General features: G+C 70.5%; 14 protein-coding genes and 1 riboswitch. Of the genes, 11 read left to right on the forward strand and 3 right to left on the reverse strand.

Features of this window, described 5'->3' with window-relative positions; genetic code table 11:
- Positions 1 to 67: 67 nt before the first annotated feature.
- Positions 68 to 153, reverse strand: a riboswitch (glycine riboswitch).
- A gap of 151 nt (positions 154 to 304) precedes the next feature.
- From A4X17_RS14715 to A4X17_RS14745, 7 genes are all read left to right on the forward strand, one after another.
- Positions 305 to 1,090 (forward strand): NUDIX domain-containing protein, encoded by a 786-nt coding sequence (locus A4X17_RS14715; protein WP_064296424.1) that lies wholly within the window; start codon positions 305 to 307, stop codon positions 1,088 to 1,090.
- The gene (gene nadA / locus A4X17_RS14720; protein ID WP_064296425.1) at positions 1,087 to 2,394 is read left to right on the forward strand and encodes a quinolinate synthase NadA; all 1,308 of its coding nucleotides are present in this window, start codon (positions 1,087 to 1,089) and stop codon (positions 2,392 to 2,394) included. The genes A4X17_RS14715 and nadA overlap by 4 nt, the downstream gene beginning before the upstream one ends.
- Position 2,395: 1 nt before the next feature.
- Complete coding sequence (gene nadB, locus A4X17_RS14725; RefSeq protein ID WP_064296426.1) at positions 2,396 to 4,021, forward strand: L-aspartate oxidase; 1,626 nt, start codon at positions 2,396 to 2,398, stop codon at positions 4,019 to 4,021.
- Positions 4,015 to 4,866, forward strand: coding sequence for a carboxylating nicotinate-nucleotide diphosphorylase (gene nadC, locus A4X17_RS14730; protein WP_064296427.1), 852 nt, complete (start codon positions 4,015 to 4,017; stop codon positions 4,864 to 4,866). Before nadB ends, nadC begins: the two co-directional genes overlap by 7 nt.
- Position 4,867: 1 nt before the next feature.
- Complete coding sequence (locus tag A4X17_RS14735) at positions 4,868 to 6,010, forward strand: cysteine desulfurase family protein (protein WP_064296428.1); 1,143 nt, start codon at positions 4,868 to 4,870, stop codon at positions 6,008 to 6,010.
- A 108-nt stretch (positions 6,011 to 6,118) separates the two neighbouring features.
- Entirely contained in the window at positions 6,119 to 6,319 is a 201-nt protein-coding gene (locus tag A4X17_RS14740) for a hypothetical protein (protein WP_064296429.1), read from the forward strand.
- 116 nt (positions 6,320 to 6,435) lie between these two features.
- Entirely contained in the window at positions 6,436 to 6,651 is a 216-nt protein-coding gene (locus tag A4X17_RS14745; RefSeq protein WP_064296430.1) for a hypothetical protein, read from the forward strand.
- Between the two features lie 100 nt (positions 6,652 to 6,751).
- On the opposite strand, the gene A4X17_RS14750 is transcribed toward A4X17_RS14745, so the two are convergent.
- A complete protein-coding gene (locus A4X17_RS14750; RefSeq protein WP_064296431.1) occupies positions 6,752 to 8,407 on the reverse strand; it encodes an ABC-F family ATP-binding cassette domain-containing protein in 1,656 nt (551 codons plus the stop codon).
- Positions 8,408 to 8,617: 210 nt separating this feature from the next.
- On the opposite strand from A4X17_RS14750, the gene A4X17_RS14755 reads away from it, so the two are divergent.
- On the forward strand, positions 8,618 to 9,844 hold the full coding sequence (locus A4X17_RS14755; RefSeq protein ID WP_197479099.1) for an ice-binding family protein: 1,227 nt from the start codon (positions 8,618 to 8,620) through the stop codon (positions 9,842 to 9,844).
- A gap of 46 nt (positions 9,845 to 9,890) precedes the next feature.
- Positions 9,891 to 10,238, forward strand: a complete 348-nt coding sequence (locus A4X17_RS14760; protein ID WP_064296432.1) for a LysR family transcriptional regulator — start codon at positions 9,891 to 9,893, stop codon at positions 10,236 to 10,238.
- Positions 10,239 to 10,251: 13 nt separating this feature from the next.
- On the opposite strand, the gene A4X17_RS14765 is transcribed toward A4X17_RS14760, so the two are convergent.
- Positions 10,252 to 11,421, reverse strand: coding sequence for a hypothetical protein (locus tag A4X17_RS14765; RefSeq protein ID WP_064296433.1), 1,170 nt, complete (start codon positions 11,419 to 11,421; stop codon positions 10,252 to 10,254).
- A gap of 134 nt (positions 11,422 to 11,555) precedes the next feature.
- On the opposite strand from A4X17_RS14765, the gene A4X17_RS14770 reads away from it, so the two are divergent.
- On the forward strand, positions 11,556 to 12,074 hold the full coding sequence (locus A4X17_RS14770; protein WP_064296434.1) for a hypothetical protein: 519 nt from the start codon (positions 11,556 to 11,558) through the stop codon (positions 12,072 to 12,074).
- Entirely contained in the window at positions 12,071 to 12,409 is a 339-nt protein-coding gene (locus A4X17_RS14775) for a hypothetical protein (protein ID WP_157583558.1), read from the forward strand. Before A4X17_RS14770 ends, A4X17_RS14775 begins: the two co-directional genes overlap by 4 nt.
- A 69-nt stretch (positions 12,410 to 12,478) precedes the next feature.
- On the opposite strand, the gene ychF is transcribed toward A4X17_RS14775, so the two are convergent.
- Positions 12,479 to 13,552, reverse strand: coding sequence for a redox-regulated ATPase YchF (ychF, locus tag A4X17_RS14780; protein ID WP_064296436.1), 1,074 nt, complete (start codon positions 13,550 to 13,552; stop codon positions 12,479 to 12,481).
- Between the last annotated feature and the right edge of the window lie 24 nt (positions 13,553 to 13,576).

A 13,576-nucleotide genomic window follows, 5' to 3' on the forward strand; every position in this document is an offset into this window, starting at 1 on the left:
GCTGCTGCGGACACTGCTTTCACCGTCGGCGAGCGCACCACGAACGTGCGCTGCTTTCCAGAGTGGCCAGTCCGATGCGGTACAGGACCTGAGAGATTGGCGGGGAGGCTTGCTCCTTCGGTGCCGGCGTACCGGCTCTCCCGCATCGTGTTCGCGGCCCGATGTTCGATTGAGCCGCCAGCATATCGCGAGTGGTCGCCTCGGCGCAGGACCTTGTTCGAGTCAGGTGTACACTAAGCCTGTATCGAGTACAGGTCATTTCTACCTGAAGTGCCGCCCGTGCTCCGGAATCCGGAGATCCCCCATGCAGCGACCGACGACTCCCGTGGAGCAGACGGACCCGCAGGTCGGCCTCGCGGTCTCGACCGTCATCTTCACGCTCAGGGCCGACGACGGGTTCGGCGCGACCGATCCGGCACCCGGCATCTGGCTCCCGCTCGTCCGGCGCATCCGTGAGCCCTACGACGGCCTCTGGGCACTGCCGGGTGGCCCGCTCGGTGCCGCGGAATCCCTCGCCGACGCGGCCTCGTCGACCCTGGAGACGACCACCTCCCTCCGACCGCGGTACCTCGAGCAGCTCTACGCGTTCGGCGACCTCGACCGCTCCCCCGCCGAGCGGGTCGTCTCGATCGTCTACTGGGCGCTCGTCGGGTCCGACGAGGCGAAGCGCACGCGGCTCGGCCAGAACGTCCGCTGGTTCCCGGCCGACGCACTCCCCCCGTTGGCGTTCGACCACCGCGACATCGTCGAATACGCCCTGTGGCGGCTCCGCAACAAGCTGGAGTACAGCCACATCGCGCACACCTTCCTCGGGGAGACCTTCACCCTCTCCGAACTCCGGGAGGTGCACGAGGCGGTGTTGCAGAAGCAACTCGACCCCGCGAACTTCCGACGCCAGGTCGAGTCCTCCGGTCTCGTCCTGCAGACCGACGAACTCCGTACCGGTGGGCGCCACCGCCCGGCGCGGCTCTACCGGTGGACCCAGCCCGTCAACCGACCGGAGACCCCGTCGCCCGGCCGGTCGACGAGCCGCAGACCCACGACGTCCACCCCGACCACCACCCGTCAGCAGTCCGAGGAGCCAGCATGACCATCACCGCATCCGTCGACGACACCATCCAGCAGATCACCGAGGGTGCGTCCGACGGCGCGACCTGCGCGCCCGAACTCGCGGCCGGGCCTTGGGTGTTCGACCTGCAACCACCGAGCTACGGCCCTGGAGCGTCGATGGGCGACGTCATCCCGACCGGTTCGCCTCGGCAAGGCCAGCTCCCGGCCGCCTACCGCGACGCCTCGAACGATGAGCTCCACCGCCGCATCGTGGCCGCGAAGCAGACGCTCGGAGACCGCGTCGTGATCCTCGGACACTTCTACCAGCGCGACGAGGTGGTCCAGCACGCCGACTACATCGGCGACTCCTTCCAGCTCGCGAACGCGGCCAAGGCCCGCACCGAGGCCGAGGCGATCGTGTTCTGCGGCGTGCACTTCATGGCCGAGACCGCCGACCTGCTGTCCGGTCCCGAGCAGGCCGTGATCCTCCCGAACCTCGCCGCCGGATGCTCGATGGCCGACATGGCGGACATCGACCAGGTCGAGGAGGCGTGGGAGGCCCTCGAGGCGCTCTACGGGACCGAGCCGGACGCCGACGGCCGGGTACCGGTCATCCCCGTCACCTACATGAACTCCTCGGCGGCGCTCAAGGGCTTCTGCGGTCGGCACGGCGGGATCGTCTGCACGTCCAGCAACGCGGAGACGGTCTTGCGGTGGGCCTTCGAGCGGGGACAGCGGGTGCTGTTCTTCCCGGATCAGCACCTGGGTCGGAACACCGCCAAGAAGCTGGGGGTGCCACTCGAGCACATGCCGATGTGGAACCCGAACCGCCCGCTCGGCGGGAACGAGGCGACCGACCTCGAGCAGGCCGAGGTCATCCTGTGGCACGGCTTCTGCTCGGTGCACAAGCGGTTCACCGTCGATCAGATCGACCGCGCCCGGGCGCAGCACCCCGGCGTCCGGGTCATCGTGCATCCCGAGTGCCCGATGGCGGTCGTCGACGCGGCAGACGAAGCGGGGTCGACGGACTACATCCAGAAGGCCATCGCGGCGGCACCCGACGGCACCACGTTCGCGATCGGCACCGAGATCAACATGGTGCAGCGCCTCGCCGCGCAGTACCCGCAGCACACGATCTTCTGCCTCGACGACGTGATCTGCCCCTGCTCGACGATGTACCGCATCCACCCCGGCTACCTGGCCTGGGTGCTCGAGGGACTCGTCGCGGGCGAGGTGCTCAACCGCATCACCGTGTCCGACGACGTGGCCGTCCCGGCGCGGCTGTCGCTCGAGCGCATGCTCGCCGCGAAGCCGCCCGTCGCCGCCGGAACCCAGGCCGGCTGACATGGCGACGGTGCTCGTGGTCGGGAGCGGGATCGCCGGTCTCGTGGCCGCGATCCGCGCGAGCGAACGGCACGACGTGGTGGTCGTCACCAAGGACGTCCTCGGCCAGAGCAACACGCGCTACGCGCAGGGCGGGATCGCCGGGGTCATGTTCGACGACGACCGCGTCGAGGACCACGTCCGGGACACGCTGCTGGCCGGAGCGGGGCTGTGCGACGAGGAGGCCGTCCGGGTGCTCTGCACCGAGGGGCCCGAACGGATCCGCGAGCTCATCGCCTTCGGTGTGGCGTTCGACCGCGACGGCGACGCCTTCGCGAAGGGCCTCGAAGCGGCCCACTCCTACCCCCGGGTGCTGCACGCCGGCGGCGATGCGACCGGCGCGGCGATCGAGACGGCGCTCGTCGAGACGCTCGCAACCCGGCGGGTCACCGTGCTGGAGCACACCGTCCTCGTCGACCTGGTGGTCACGGCAGGGACGGTCACCGGTGCACACCTCCGGTCCTCCGAGCGCGGTGCGTTCGCCGTCGACGCCGACCAGGTGATCCTCGCCACCGGCGGTGTCGGACAGCTCTACCCGTTCACGACGAACCCGGCGGTGGCGACGGGTGACGGCGCCGCTGCAGCACTCCGTGCCGGAGCGGCGCTGGCCGACGTGGAATTCGTCCAGTTCCACCCGACCGCCCTCGCCGCACCCGGAAGCTTCCTCGTCTCCGAGGCCGTCCGGGGCGATGGGGCCGTCCTCCGTGACGCGAGCGGAGCACGCTTCATGCGGGCGCTCCACCCCGACGCCGAGCTCGCACCACGCGACGTGGTCGCCCGCGGGATCGCCCGAGCCATGGCCGCGCAGGGCGGTGCCCCGGTGACACTCGACGCGACCGCGCTCGGTGCGGACCGCCTCGCCGCGCGGTTCCCGGGGATCGACGAGCACCTCAGAGCCTCCGGTGTGGACTGGTCGCGCACACCGGTCGCCGTCGCCCCGGCCGCACATTATTGGATGGGCGGCATCGCCACGGACCTCGACGGCCGGACCACCCTGCCCGGGCTCCTCGCCGTGGGCGAGGTCGCACGCACGGGCGTCCACGGGGCCAACCGCCTGGCCTCCAACTCGCTCCTCGAGGGTGCCGTCTTCGCGGCCCGCGCCGTCGCGGCGATCGATGCGGCACCGGGTCCGATCGCCGGTCGCCCGAGGCTCGGCGGTCAGCGGGTCGTCCTGGATCCCCGCGCGGCCGAAGGCGACCCCGGGCTCCCGGCGGATGCCGTCGAGCCCTTCAGCCGATCGGCGCTCCACGCCGTGATGTGGCGGGATGCCGGGCTGGTCCGTGACGCGCGTGGTCTCGAGCTCGCGCGCCGGACCCTGGACCGGTGGTCGACCGAACTCGACGACGTCGTCACCGCACCGCGGTCGGTCGCGGCCGCCGAGGACCGCAACCTCCTGCTGCTCGCCCGGGCCGTGGTCGCCGCTGCCCTCGCCCGCACCGAGTCGCGCGGTGCCCACGCCAGGGACGACCATCCCGGTGTCGATCCCGATCAGGCGTCGCCCATCGCGATCGTCCTCGCCACCTCGGCCGCCGCGTCCCAGCCCACCACCCACCCATCCGTGAACGGAACCGTGCTCGCACCATGCTGACCCCACACCTCATCGACACCACCGTCACCGCGGCCCTCGTCGAGGACGCCCCGTGGGGTGACCTCACGGCGGCGACCCTCATCCCGGAGGACGCCACGGCCTCGGCCTCCCTGGCCGCCCGAGAGGCGGGCGTCTTCAGCGGCTCTGCCGTCTTCGAGGCGGCGTTCCGACTGACCGACCCACGCATCACGGTCGCGTTCCTCGTCGCCGACGGCGAACGGTTCGCCGCGGGCGACACCATCGCCATGGTGTCGGGTCCGGCGCGTGCCGTCCTGACCGCCGAGCGCGTCGCTCTGAACTTCGTGCAGCGGATGAGCGGCATCGCGACCATCACCGCGGCCTACGTCGACGCCGTGTCGGACACCCGCGCCCGCATCGTCGACACCCGGAAGACGACCCCGGGCCTGCGCGTCTTCGAGCGCCACGCGGTGCGATCGGGCGGCGGACACAACCACCGCCATTCGCTCTCCGACGCCGTCATGGTCAAGGACAACCACCTGGCGGTCCTCCTCGAGCGCGGGCTGACGGTCACCGAGGCGCTGCTGCGGGCCCGCGAGGAGCTCCCGCACACGACGACCATCGAGGTCGAGGTCGACCGCCTGGGTCAGATCGAGGCGGTACTCGCGGCGGGCGTCGACACGATCATGCTCGACAACTTCACCGTCGACGAGCTCCGCGAGGGCGTCGCGCTGATCGCCGGCCGCGCCATCGTGGAGGCGAGCGGGAACGTGACGCTGTCGACGGTGCGGGCCATCGCGGAGACCGGTGTGGACGTCATCTCCTCCGGTGCCCTCACGCACAGTGTCCGCTCCCTCGACCTCGGACTCGACGTCTCGGTCGACTGAGATGCTCTACCTCGACAACGCGGCGACGACGCCGGTGCGCCCCGAGGTGCTCGAGGCGATGTGGCCGTACCTGACGAGCACCTTCGGCAACCCGTCGAGCCATCACACCGTCGGCGAGGCGGCGGCCGGAGCGTTGCGGGACGCCCGGCGACGCGTCGCGACCGTGCTGGGCATCCGACCTGGCGACGTGGTGTTCACCTCGGGTGGCACCGAAGCGGACAACCTCGCGGTCAAGGGCATCACTCTGGCGGCCCTCGATCGCGGACGCCATGTCGTCACCTCGCCGATCGAGCACGAGGCGGTCGCGGAATCGGTCGCATACCTCACGCGGTTCCACGGGGTCGAGGCCACCGTGCTCCCGGTGGACGGGACCGGCCTGGTCGACCCGGCAGAACTCGCCGCGGCACTCCGGCCGGACACGGTGCTCGTCTCGGTGATGGCGGCCAACAACGAGATCGGCACGGTCCAGGACCTGTCGGCACTCGGAGCCGTCACGCGCGCCGCAGGCGTCCCGTTCCACACCGACGCCGTGCAGGCGGCAGGGTGGCTTCCCCTCGGACTCGACCGCCTCGGCGTGGACGCGCTGAGCCTCGCCGGCCACAAGCTCGGCGCTCCGAAGGGCGTCGGACTGCTCGCCGTGCGCGGCTCCCTGCCGCTGGAACCACTCCTCCACGGCGGCGGGCAGGAACGCGGGCGCCGGAGCGGGACCGAACAGGTGGCCGCCGCCGTCGGGCTCGCGACGGCGCTGGAGCTCGCCGAGCGTGATCGGGTTGAAGCGGTCGACCGTGTCAGTGGGTTGCGTGACGAGTTCATCGCGAGGGTCCTGAACGAGGTCCCGCGCGCTCGGTTGACGGGCCACCCCGAACGACGGCTGCCGGGTATCGCGTCGTTCGTGTTCCCCGGGACCTCGGGCGAGGCGGTCCTCCTCGAACTCGAACGGCGCGGCGTCGTCTCATCGAGCGGCTCCGCGTGCGCCGCCGGCAGCGACGAGCCGTCGCCGGTCCTCCTCGCGATCGGCATCGCTCCGGAGGTCGCGCAGACCGCTGTGCGCTTCAGTTGGACCGCCGCCGTCACCGCGGCCGATCTGCACCGGACGGCGAGCGCCGTCGTCGCCTCGCTGGAGGCCGTCGTGGGTCTCCGCTGAACCCCACGACGACCGACCGGACGGATCCGGCCGCGCGCTCGGTGCTGGGTGTCCGATGCCGGGTGTCTGACGGTGCCCACCGTCGGAGGCTGGGCTACGGTGGGATCCATGAGCACCGAGCAGGACGCGGCAGACCGCGCACGACGTCGACACGACAATGAGGACGCTGACGCCGTCACCCGGTTCCTCGCCGAGCGAGACCCGGAGTACGACCTCCACACGGAGCGTCTGGTCGACCCGGAGGAGGTCATCCTCAAGGACTGGCTGCCGCACGCGACCCCGACCGACGGTGGCGCCCCAGCCCCCTGACGGGCCGTCGCACGCTCTAGCCGCCGACGCAGCGGAACACAAGTGGTTGCCGCGCAGGCATCGGTCCGTGAGGCTGGAACCGTGACCGACAGTCGGGATCAGAGACGGAGTTGACGATGGGATTCCTGGACAACGCCAAGGACGCTGCTGAGGCGACGGGCAAGAAGATCGGCGAGGCCGTCGACGACACCAAGGAGCGCATCAGCGACAAGCTGGACGAGGCCAAGGCCGACGCCAAGGTGAAGCAGGCGGAGGCCGACGTGAAGAAGGCCGAGGCCGAGCGCGACACCACCGAGGCGAAGAACGACTACAAGGAGCAGCTGCGCGACTGACGCGCCCTCTGAACGACGAGGACCCCGCCTGGCGAACGCCGCGGGGTCCTCGCTCATGTCCGGCGAGGGTCTCCACCGACGGCCCGGATGACGATCGCCGCTAGCGCTCGGTGACCTCGCCTTCCTCGACGACCCACCGCCGTTCGATCCGGACGGTGTCGAGCATGCGGCGGTCATGGGTGACGAGGAGGAGTGTTCCGTCGTAGCTCTCGAGCGCCTCCTCGAGCTGTTCGATGGCGGCGAGGTCGAGATGGTTCGTCGGCTCGTCCAAGACCAGCAGGTTGATCCCGGTCGCCTGGAGCACGGCGAGCCCGGCGCGGGTGCGCTCCCCTGGCGACAACTCGTCGACGGGTCGGTTCACGTGGTCGGCCTTCAGCCCGAACTTCGCCAGCAGCGTCCTGACCTCTCCCGGACTGAGGTCGGGCACGATCGCCTCGAAGCGGTCGGCAAGCGGCTCCGAGCCGACGAGCAGTGAGCGGGCCTGGTCGATCTCGCCGATCCGCACACTGGAGCCGAGGCTCGCGCTGCCCGCATCGGGTTCGCGACGACCGAGGAGCGTCGCGAGCAGGGTGGACTTGCCGGCACCGTTGGGCCCCGTGATGCCGATGCGATCGCCCACGTTCACCTGGAGGGACACGGGGCCGAGCTGGAAGTCGCCCTGCCGGACGACGGCCTCGGAGAGCGTCGCGACGACCGTGCTCGAGCGCGGTGCGCTGCCGATCGTGAACTGCAGCTGCCACTCCTTGCGCGGCTCCTCCACCTCGTCCAGCCGGGCGATGCGGCTCTCCATCTGCCGGACCTTCTGGGCCTGCTTCTCCGAGGACTCCGCCGAGGCCTTCCGCCGGATCTTGTCGTTGTCGGGCGCCTTCTTCATCGCGTTCCGCACGCCCTGGCTGGACCACTCCCGCTGCACCCGGGCGCGACCGACGAGATCCGCCTTCTTGTCGGCGAACTCGTCATAGGCGTCGCGGGCGTGCCGCCTGGCGACCTCGCGCTCCTCGAGGTAGGCCTCGTATCCGCCCCCGAAGACGCGGTTGCTCTGCTGCGCGAGGTCGAGTTCGAGGACGCGCGTGACGCAGCGGGCGAGGAACTCGCGGTCGTGGCTGACGAGCACCACACCCCCGCGCAATCCCTGCACGAAGCGTTCGAGCCGCTCCAGACCGTCGAGGTCGAGGTCGTTGGTCGGTTCGTCGAGGAGGACGATGTCGAATCGCGACAGCAGCAGCGCCGCCAGTCCGACGCGAGCGGCCTGTCCGCCCGACAGTGAGGTCATCATGGTGGTCGTGACATCCGCGTCGAGGTCCAGCCCGAGGTCGGCGAGGACCGCGGGGATCCGCTCCTCGAGGTCGGCCGCCCCGCTCGCCAACCAGCGGTCGAGGGCGGCCGAATAGACGTCCGCGGGGTCCGTGCCTGCCTGCGGGGGTTCGGCGAGCGCGGCGGCGGCCGCGTCCATCGCCTCGGTCGCCGCAGCACAGCCGGTGCGCCGGGCGATGTAGGCGGCGACGCTCTCGCCGACGACGCGCTCGTGTTCCTGCGGGAGCGCGCCCACGAAGGCGTCTGAGGGCGACAGCGTGATCGTGCCGGCCTGCGGTTCGAGCGAGCCGCCGAGGAGCTGCAGCAGCGTCGACTTCCCCGCTCCGTTCATCCCGACGACGCCGATGACGTCGCCCGGCGCCACCGTCAGATCGAGGCCGTCGAACAGGGTGCGATGGCCGTGTCCTCCGGCCAGGCCTTGGGCCACGAGCGTTGCAGTCATGCAGCAATCGTCTCATTCAGAGGAGGCCTCGCCGAACGTTCATTTCGCGCCACGAGTCGGCGGAGTAGCGTATCGCATCAAGATAACGATTGGCTACGTCAGGAGCGCTAGCTGATCTAGCGACCCCCGAAGGTGGTACACAGAGAAGAGTTGCGGTTGATGTCGCCATTCTCGTTGGCTTCGCGCCCCTCCCACACGGAACGGGCCCTCATGCGCCTCGAACTCTCTCCACACGACCGAAGCCGTCAACTTGGTCGCACTCGCCCACGGCTCTTCGCCGCAGCGGCAGTCGTCACCGTCGGGCTCCTGGCCATCGGTGCCGGACCGGCGAACGCCGCGACCACGATCGACGGCCCGATCAACCTGGGCACGGCAGCCGACTACGGCGTCCTCGCCGCATCGGCCGTCACCAACACCGGCGCCACCACGATCAACGGCGACCTCGGGCTCAGCCCGGAGAGCTCCGTGACGGGCTTCCCGCCGGGCATCGTCAACGGCGTTCAGAACGTGACGAACGAGCCGGCCGCCCTCGCCAAGAACGATCTCCTCACCGCGATGGGTGTCGCTTCCAGTCTCACCCCGACCACGCAGGGCCTCGGCGACCTCACCGGCCTGAACCTCACCCCAGGCGTCTACTCCGGCGGCGTGATCTCCCTGTCCGGGAACCTGACGCTCACCGGTACGGCGGAGTCGGTCTGGGTCTTCCAGGCGGCGAGCAGGCTGGACACCTCCACCGGTGCGTCGATCATCCTCGCCGGCGGCGCGAGCGCCTGCAACGTGTTCTGGCGCGTCGGCAGCTCGGCCACGCTGAACGGCGGCGCTCCCTTCGTCGGCACGGTCCTCGCCGACACGTCCATCTCCACGGGATCTGGCACGGTCGTCGAAGGACGTCTCCTCGCGTCCACCGGCGCCGTGACGCTCATCAACACCGTCATCAACCGGCCGACCGGCTGCGACGACGGCAGCGGCTCCGGGGTCACGACGAGCCCGGAGATCACCTCCGCTCCGCTCCCCGGCGGCACCGTCGGCACGACGTACGACAGCACGGTCACCTCGACCGGCAGCCCCGACGCGACGTACACCGTCACCTCGGGTGGCCTGCCCCCGGGACTCGTCCTCGACAGCGTGACCGGTGGCGTGACCGGTACGCCGACGACGCCCGGGACCTACACGGTGACCATCACCGCGAGCAACGGCACCGCACCCGACGACTCCATCGAATCGACGATCGTCATCACGGAGGCCGTCCCGCCGGGCACTCCGCAGGTCCCCGGTCAGCCGGCGGTTCCGGCCGGAGACATCACGAGGCTCCCCGACACCGGGTTCCAGGGATCCACGCTCGCGATCGTGGCCGGCTCCCTGCTCGGCCTCGGCCTGCTCGCGGGTGTCGCCTCGGTGATCGTGCGACGTCGTCGACGCGACCAGCTGGGTGGCTGACGCGACACTGGTCGGCAGCCTGACGCCGTGACCGTAGGCTGAGGGCATGGACCACAAGCAGCTGCGCTCCTTCGTCGCCTCCGCGGAGACCCTCCACTTCGCGAAGGCGGCCAAGGCGCTCGGTGTGCCGAGGAGCACCGTCGTCGCCGACGTCCGGAAGCTCGAGGAGAGCGTCGGAGCGGAACTGTTCGCCCGTGACGTGGAGTCCACGCAGCTGACGGACGCCGGCTACGCGTTCCTCATCGAGGCGCGTCGCCAACTCGACGCCTCTGCGGCAGCGGCAGCGAAGTCGGCTCCCGCGCCGGGTGGTAAGGCCAAGGCGAACAAGGGCAAGGGTCGCGCGCCCAAGGTCAAGGGCGAGCCGCTCCCGTACAAGAAGCGCCAGGGTCGCTGAGCGGTACGCGCCGTCAGCGGTCCTGCGTCTCCGACGCGGACTCGACGACCCGCACCGATTCGCCTCGCCGCTCCGCGTCGGCTCGGGCCGTCCGTGCGATCGACACGAGGGTCTCGACAGGGGTCGGCGCGGCCGAATCCACCACGACGCCGAGGTTCGCAGCACCGGCGAAACCGTCGAGCTGTTGCGTCACGGCCTCCCGGTAGCCGGCGGCGATCGGTGCCGCGAGGTCGTGCAGACCGGAGAGGCCGGTCGGCCCCGGTTCGACCGACGTGGCCACGAGGATCGTCCCGCTCCACACGCGGGTGCAGACGGACCCGGCCGGCAACTCCCGGAAGACCGCGGCGGCGAGCAGCGCCTCCAGCTCCCCCGCCGTCGCCATCCCGTAGGCGCGGCGGAGGTCGCCGTAGCCGTCGATGGCCACGACGAGGATCGCGAGGCGACGATCGGACTGTTGCCCGTCGCGGAGTCGGGTCGCCTCGGCGATGAACGCGCGGCGCCCCACCGCGCGGACGCCCACCCGCTCCGAGGAGAGGCGCTGCTTGCGCTCCCAGGAACGCAGGAGGACGAGGCCGACGGCGACCGCGACGACGAACACGAGGTTCATGTAGGTCACGATGGGCGTGCTGAACAGCCGCTCGAAGATCTCCGAGTGAGGACCCGCCGCGAGGTAGACCGCGAGGCGCACGGCGGTGAACACGGCGTGCAGGATCATGACGACGACGAGCACCAGCGACGCCGGCGCCGTCCGCATGCGCCCCCGCCGTGCCTCGTACGCGACGAGCAGCGACAGCATGATGAGCGAGATGAGCCGGGCGATGGTGCCGGCCCACTCCGGGTCGTCGGTGGGGTCGAGGACGGCGGAGGTCGCCGTCACCCCGACGAAGAGGGTGCCGAGCAGCACGAGGCTGCGTCGACCGTTGAACAGCCGGCACCCGACCCACAGGGCGGCGATCGAAGCGACCATGGCGGCGTTGGCGACGGCGACGATCCACACCGAGTCGCCGTTGAGCGTGGCGGCGAGATAGCTGACCGCCGAGAGGAGGGTGGTGGCGAATCCGGACATCCAGGCCGCCAGATGGCGCCCGGCGAGGGTTCGCGCACTGTCGAGTCCGTAGAAGATCCCGCACGCGGCGCAGACGATCACCGCCACCACCAGCATGCTCGCCAGATCGATCGTCACCCGGTGCCTCCCCCAGGCGCCCGTTCGGGTGGCGCCTCATCGAGCGTACCGCCGGAGCAGCACCTCGCTGACGGCAGGGGCTTCGGAACCATCAGGGAGCTGAACCGCGGTGACCGATGTGTCACCATCGACCCATGCGCGAATCGCCCGATCGACCCGTCGCCGTCCGCGCGACGGCATTCCGTGGCACGTCGAGATGGCGCCGACGGCCGCTGCGGTTCGTCGGGTACGACGCCCTCCTGCCGGACGGCTCCGTCAGGTTCGACGTGGATCTCGCCGCAGCCATGCCGGCCCACCCGGCGGATGCCTCGACCCGCGATACGAACGTCCACGACCGCTGCCCCGAGGTCGGTGGCGGTCCGTGGGTCGACGGGTTCGGGCGTGCCGTCGACGGGCCAGACGACGGCGGACCGCCGCTGAGCGCACGCCGCCGCGCGCGCCCGCGACCCACCGATCTGCCCGACCGCCGCCCATCGGCGAAGGCCGGGAGACGCTGGCGCACCGGGTTCGGCGTGACAGCGCTCGGCCTCGGTGCCCTGCTCGTCATCGGCCCGCTCCGCGACACCCCTCTGGGCTTCCTCGGGGCGGTCAGCGCCCTCGTCGGGGTCGCCGCCCTCGCGGGCTTGGTCCCTCGCGCCAGACGGTGGTGGTGACGGTGCGCTACGTCGACCATGAACCGGGAATGTGGTTCCTCGTCGAGCAGGAGGGTTCGCTCTACCTCCACGCGAGGTACAGCTACAGCGCCCTCATCGACGATTCCGCGCTCATCCGGCTGAACGACACCGAGCTCGCCGCCTACCTCGCGGGCGACCACGATGTCCTGTCGGATCTCGCGACGCGTGTCCACAACAGCGCACCCTATCGAGCTGAGTCGAAGTTCTTCAGCAGGGATCTGTACCGCAGCGCAGACGGCCCGCAGTATCGCAAAGCCGTCTCAGCGGCGATCGCCGATCACACGTGGATCGCGGAACAGCGGCGGAAGCGGTGACCACCACCGAGAGTGCTCATTCCGTCGACTGGAGCGTCTGTCGACGACGGAACGTGCGCTTTCGACGAGCTAGACGTTGAAGCGGAACTCCACGACGTCGCCGTCCTGCATGACGTAGTCCTTGCCCTCCATGCGGGCCTTGCCCTTGGAACGGGCCTCGGCGACGGAGCCGGTCTCGACGAGGTCGTCGAACGAGATGACCTCGGCCTTGATGAAGCCCTTCTCGAAGTCCGTGTGGATGACGCCGGCCGCCTGGGGCGCCTTGGCACCCTGCGGGATCGTCCACGCGCGCGACTCCTTCGGGCCCGCCGTGAGGTAGGTCTGCAGCCCGAGCGTCGCGAAACCGATGCGTGCGAGCTGGTCGAGGCCGGACTCGGTCTGGCCGGTCGACTCGAGCATCTCGCGGGCGTCGTCCTCGTCGAGGTCGACGAGCTCCGACTCGAGCTTCGCATCGAGGAAGACGGCCTTCGCCGGCGCCACGAGCGCGGCCAGCTCGTCGAGCTTCGCCTGGTCCTGGAGGACCTCCTCGTCGACGTTGAAGACGTAGATGAACGGCTTGGCCGTGAGGAGACCGAGCTCCTTGATGGGCGCGAGGTCGATCTTCGTCGCCGAGAGCGGGGTGCCGGCGTTCAGCGCGTCCTGCGCCTCCTTCGCCGCCGCGAGGACGGAGGGGTCGAGCTTCTTGCCCTTGACCTCCTTCTCGAACCGGGTGACGGCCTTCTCGAGCGTCTCGAGGTCGGCGAGGATGAGCTCGGTGTTGATCGTCTCCATGTCGGAGGCCGGGTTCACGTCGCCGTCGACGTGCACGACGTCGGGGTCGGCGAAGCCGCGCACGACCTGCGCGATGGCGTCGGCCTCGCGGATGTTCGCGAGGAACTTGTTGCCGAGCCCCTCCCCCTCGCTCGCGCCCTTGACGATGCCGGCGATGTCGACGAAGGACACCGCGGCGGGCAGGATGCGCTCGCTGCCGAAGATCTCCGCGAGCTTGCCGAGCCGGGCGTCGGGCAGTTCGACCACGCCGACGTTCGGCTCGATCGTCGCGAACGGATAGTTCGCGGCGAGCACGTTGTTGCGCGTGAGCGCGTTGAACAGGGTGGACTTGCCGACGTTGGGCAGGCCGACGATGCCGAGAGTAAGAGCCACGAGGGTCTATCGTACTTGGCCGCG

Source organism: Plantibacter sp. H53 (assembly GCF_001650455.1).
Taxonomy (GTDB): Bacteria; Actinomycetota; Actinomycetes; order Actinomycetales; family Microbacteriaceae; genus Plantibacter; species Plantibacter flavus_A.